This window comes from Hydrogenophaga sp. (genome assembly GCF_041633695.1).
Taxonomy (GTDB): domain Bacteria; phylum Pseudomonadota; class Gammaproteobacteria; order Burkholderiales; family Burkholderiaceae_C; genus Hydrogenophaga.
On record NZ_JBFJMY010000397.1, the window covers coordinates 1 to 3837 of the forward strand.

Annotated in this window: 6 protein-coding genes; 5 read left to right on the forward strand and 1 reads right to left on the reverse strand. The window is 65.4% G+C overall.

The genetic code is table 11. The features are described from left to right. Nucleotides 1–243 precede the first annotated feature (243 nt). The 5 genes from ABYB95_RS18835 to ABYB95_RS18855 all read left to right on the forward strand — a co-directional run bounded on the left by ABYB95_RS18835 (nucleotide 244) and on the right by ABYB95_RS18855 (nucleotide 2460). Nucleotides 244–408 carry a DUF1328 domain-containing protein gene (locus ABYB95_RS18835; RefSeq protein WP_372660333.1) on the forward strand — a complete coding sequence of 55 codons (165 nt, stop codon included), beginning with the start codon at nucleotides 244–246 and terminating at the stop codon, nucleotides 406–408. A gap of 45 nt (nucleotides 409–453) precedes the next feature. After that, nucleotides 454–840, forward strand: a complete 387-nt coding sequence (locus ABYB95_RS18840; protein WP_372660336.1) for a hypothetical protein — start codon at nucleotides 454–456, stop codon at nucleotides 838–840. A 23-nt stretch (nucleotides 841–863) separates the two neighbouring features. Continuing rightward, a complete protein-coding gene (locus ABYB95_RS18845) occupies nucleotides 864–1247 on the forward strand; it encodes a hypothetical protein (protein WP_372660339.1) in 384 nt (127 codons plus the stop codon). A gap of 191 nt (nucleotides 1248–1438) precedes the next feature. After that, on the forward strand, nucleotides 1439–1858 hold the full coding sequence (locus tag ABYB95_RS18850; protein WP_372660342.1) for a hypothetical protein: 420 nt from the start codon (nucleotides 1439–1441) through the stop codon (nucleotides 1856–1858). A 152-nt stretch (nucleotides 1859–2010) separates the two neighbouring features. After that, nucleotides 2011–2460: a BON domain-containing protein gene (locus tag ABYB95_RS18855; RefSeq protein ID WP_372660345.1), complete on the forward strand. Its 450-nt coding sequence runs from the start codon at nucleotides 2011–2013 to the stop codon at nucleotides 2458–2460. A 96-nt stretch (nucleotides 2461–2556) separates the two neighbouring features. On the opposite strand, the gene ABYB95_RS18860 is transcribed toward ABYB95_RS18855, so the two are convergent. Further along, the coding region (locus tag ABYB95_RS18860) for a CHASE3 domain-containing protein (protein WP_372660349.1) at nucleotides 2557–3837 on the reverse strand (1281 nt) is incomplete at its 5' end.

Genomic DNA, 3837 nt, shown 5'->3' on the forward strand with positions numbered 1-3837 from the left:
CCACTCCGGTTGTGCCCATGAAAAAGGCCCCGCATGGCGGGGCTTTTTCATGGGCGTTTGATCCCGCGTCATCCGTAGGAACTTTCCTACCCGGTCAGGTTGTTTGGACCCACAAAGAGACGGGACATCGACCGCTAACCAGAGCCGACGCTCCGAAGGAAACTGGATCCATCGCAGCACACCGCTTGCGACCCGATGCACATCGGCTGGTACGGGCCAGCCGCAAGAAATCAGGAGCCCCCCATGTTGCATTACGCCGTTGTATTTTTTGTGATCGCGCTGATCGCCGCTGTTTTTGGCTTCACCGGAATCGCGGTGGGTGCGGCAGGCATTGCCAAGGTTCTTTTCTTCATCTTCGTGTTCCTGGCCATCGTCGGCTTTGTTGCCAGCTTGCTGCGCAAGGGCTGAGGCCGCCGACACGCCATCCCACCTTTATTTCCATCAGGAGTTTCCATGTCCAGTACCCACACCCCTTCCAAAGCCGCCGACGCGGTCGCTGAAACCACCCAGAACGCAGCACATGCCGCCGAAAAGGCGATGGGTGAAACGCGCAAATCGCTGAACAAGAGCCTGGACGCGCTCGAAGACGGCGTGAAGCAGGCGTCGCACACCTTGCCGCACCAGTTGCACGAGGGCGTGGCCCGGGTCGAGTCGCTGACGCGCCATGGCCTGGCCGCTGCCCGCGAGCTGGGGCAGGACGTGCGCACGCAAGTGGACCGCGCCGGTGAACGCACCGTGAACTACATCCAGCACGAGCCTGTGAAGGCGGTGCTGATCGCGGCCGGCACCGGTGCGCTGGTGGCCTTGCTGGTGCGCGCACTGTCGGGCCGCAGCAACTGAGCACACCTACCGGAGACCGCAACGTGATCCATCCGCTTTTCAAAATTTTGGCGTCCCAACCCGATATGTTGGCCGAGCACCTGGCCGGCTACGGTGAGTTGCTGGTGGCGCAGGCGCAGGAGGTATCGGCTGGTTTGCGCACCCGTGCCTGGTGGATGGCTTTGACGTTGCTGTGCGCCGCCATGACGCTGTTTTTTGCCGGCACTTCGGTGTTGCTGTTGGCGGCACTGCCGCTGCCCGGCATGCCCGCGCCCTGGTTGCTGGCCGTGGTGCCCGCCGCAGCGCTGTGCCTCACGCTGGTGGGCGCTTGGGCGCTGAAGCACCGGGCACCGTTGTGGCCAGCCAGTGGCTTGCGCGATCAGGTGCAACTCGATCTGGCTTTGCTGCGGGCGTCGGGCGGCCTATGACTTCGCGAACGCCCACCGTCTCGGTTTCTGGGGCGAGCCCCGAACCGGGCTCCGCCAGGCACACGGCGCTGGCACGCTTGGCCGCGTCCCGGCAGCGTTTGCACGGCGCCATGGTGCCAACCGGTGTTGGCGATGGTGCAGACCGAGGGGCTTCAGGCCGCGGTGACGGGATCGGGCCGGTCTGGAGCTGGGTGGCGCGTGCTTTGACGGCCCAGGGCAGCCAAGGTGGTCAGGCGGCGTGGCTGCAAGAGGTGCTGGCCTTTGTGTTGGCGAAGGGAAACGGGACGGCTGCGGACCGCTCCGGGACCGAACAGCCGACGCCAGGCCGCGACCTGGTGCGGGCCCATCCACTGGCCTGTGTGTTGGGGGCTGCGTCTTTGGGTGCCGTGTTGGTCGCGGTGCGCCCGTGGCGCTGGGTGGCGGTGCGCCGCCAGGCGAGCCTGGCCCAGTCGCTGGCCATCAATTGGGCGGTGGCGAATGCGGTGCATTTGCCGTGGCGCAGCTGGTTGTCGGCGATCCAAACACCCCCGGTTCAGGCCGGTCGTGGCGTCGGCGAAGCGGCGGACCAGCCAGGCGGTGCGGCCACCACCGAGCGGGAGCGTGCACCGTGAAATCGATCCGGCATCTGGCGCTGCATGCCACCAGCGGCAGATGCCACCTGAGCAAGGGCTTGGTTGACGCCCCGGCGCGCCTGCGAAGGCGTTTGTCTGTCAACCCGATGTCCAGAGCGTCATCGTTTCATCATCATTGAAAGGAAATTCAGATGAACAAGTCACTTCATACATTGCGTACCCCGTTGTTGATCACGGTGGCCGCGGCCGGGCTGATGTTGTCCGCTTGCGGCAAGACCGAGGACTCCTCGACCACGCTGGGCGAAAAGGTGGACAGCACCGTACAGACCGTGGAGCAGAAGGCCGACGCCACAGTGGAGCGGGCCGATGAGGCCTTGAGCCAAGCGGGCGAAGCGGTCGACAAGGCCACCGACAGCGTGGCGGTCGGCGTGTCCGACGCCGTGATCACCGCCAGCGTGACCGCCGCCTTGGCCGGCGACCCGGATTTGCGTGCCCTGGACATCGACGTGAACACCACGGCTGGCCGGGTCGCCCTGCGCGGCAAGGCGCCGAACGAGATGGCCCGTGCCCGTGCGACCGAGCTGGTCTCCAAGGTGGAAGGTGTGATCGGCGTGGACAACCAGCTGGACATCGTCAGCTGATATCCAACCCACGCTCGGTGACCACCCCTTTGGCCCAGTCGCTTGCGACTGGGCCATCGCCGTTTTTGGTCCTGGAGCGAGTGGGCGAGGTCACCGTCAGGCGTTGTTGGTCGGCGCCGGGTCGGTTTTTTCGGCCGGTTCGCTCTTCTCGGTCTTGGCCGCCAATGGCAGCCACACGTCGATACAGGTGCCGCGTCCGGGCGTGCTGGTCACGCGCATGGTGCCGTGTTCCGACTCGGCGCGGTAGCGCATGCCGATCAGGCCGTGGCGTTGGGCACGCGGTGCTTGGGCGTCAAAGCCGCGCCCGTTGTCTCGCACGTGGATGTGCGCGCGTGTGCCCTCGCGCCGCAGGCCGATCTCCACCCGCTTTGCCTGCGCGTACTTCGCGATGTTGGTGAGCGACTCCTGCACCATGCGGTAGACCGCGATCTGGGCGCTGTCGCTGAGCGGCAGATCCTCCAGGTCGGTTTGCATGGAGATCTCGGACAACTCACCGAACTCGCGTGCCTGGATCTCCAGGGCCTGCACCAGCCCCAGGTTGCTGAGGGCGGAAGGACGTAAATCCTCGATGATGCGGCGCTTCAGCCGGATACCTTCGTTGATCGTGTCGTTCAGGTGTTGCAGGCGGGCCAGACTGTCGGGCGGCATATCGCCCAAGCTGAGTTTGAGCCGTGCGGCGTCGAGTTTGGCGGTGGTCAGCAGGGCGCCGAGTTCGTCGTGCAGGTTGCGCGCGATGTGCTGGCGCTCGTCTTCGCGCGCGGTTTGCAGGTGGCGCGTCAGTTCGGTGAGTTCACCGGTTCGCCGGACCACTTCGCTTTCCAGGTGATCGCGCTCGGTTTGCAAGGCCAGCGCATGCTCGCGGCGGGCCGTATCCAGGCGCAGCATCTGGCGCACGAACAGGCCCAGCGCCAGCAGACTGAGCGCCACCAGGGCGTACATGCCCAGGCGGTTGGTGTTGAGCGTGCTGTACACGGCGGTGCGGTCCCGCGCGACGCGTTCGCCTTCGATGTTCATCAGGGCGGTGGACTGCTCGCGCAAGGCCTCCATTTTTTCCCGCCCGATGTCGGTCAGCATCAAACCCATCCAGGCCTCATCCCGCCCTTGCTGGCGCAGCTCCAGTGTGGTGTTCAGCTCCGACAATTTTTCTTCGGCGATCTTGCGCATCTCCAGCACCCGTTGCTGGCTGATCGGGTCTTTGCCGTAGTAGGTGGTGAGCCATTTGAGGCTGGAGTGGATGTCTCTGCCCGCTTCTTCGTAGGGGTCGAGGTAGTCCGGGCGTCCGGTGATCAGGTAACCGCGCTGGCCGGTCTCGGCGTCGACCAGGCGCTGCAGCACGTTCTGGATGCGGTCCAGCGCCTTGCCGCGATCGCCGAGTCC

Bases quoted from the DNA above. Each gene is read 5' to 3' on its own strand.
- ABYB95_RS18835 (WP_372660333.1), top strand. From the start codon at position 244: ATGTTGCATTACGCCGTTGTATTTTTTGTGATCGCGCTGATCGCCGCT.
- ABYB95_RS18840 (WP_372660336.1), top strand. From the start codon at position 454: ATGTCCAGTACCCACACCCCTTCCAAAGCCGCCGACGCGGTCGCTGAA.
- ABYB95_RS18855 (WP_372660345.1), top strand. From the start codon at position 2,011: ATGAACAAGTCACTTCATACATTGCGTACCCCGTTGTTGATCACGGTG.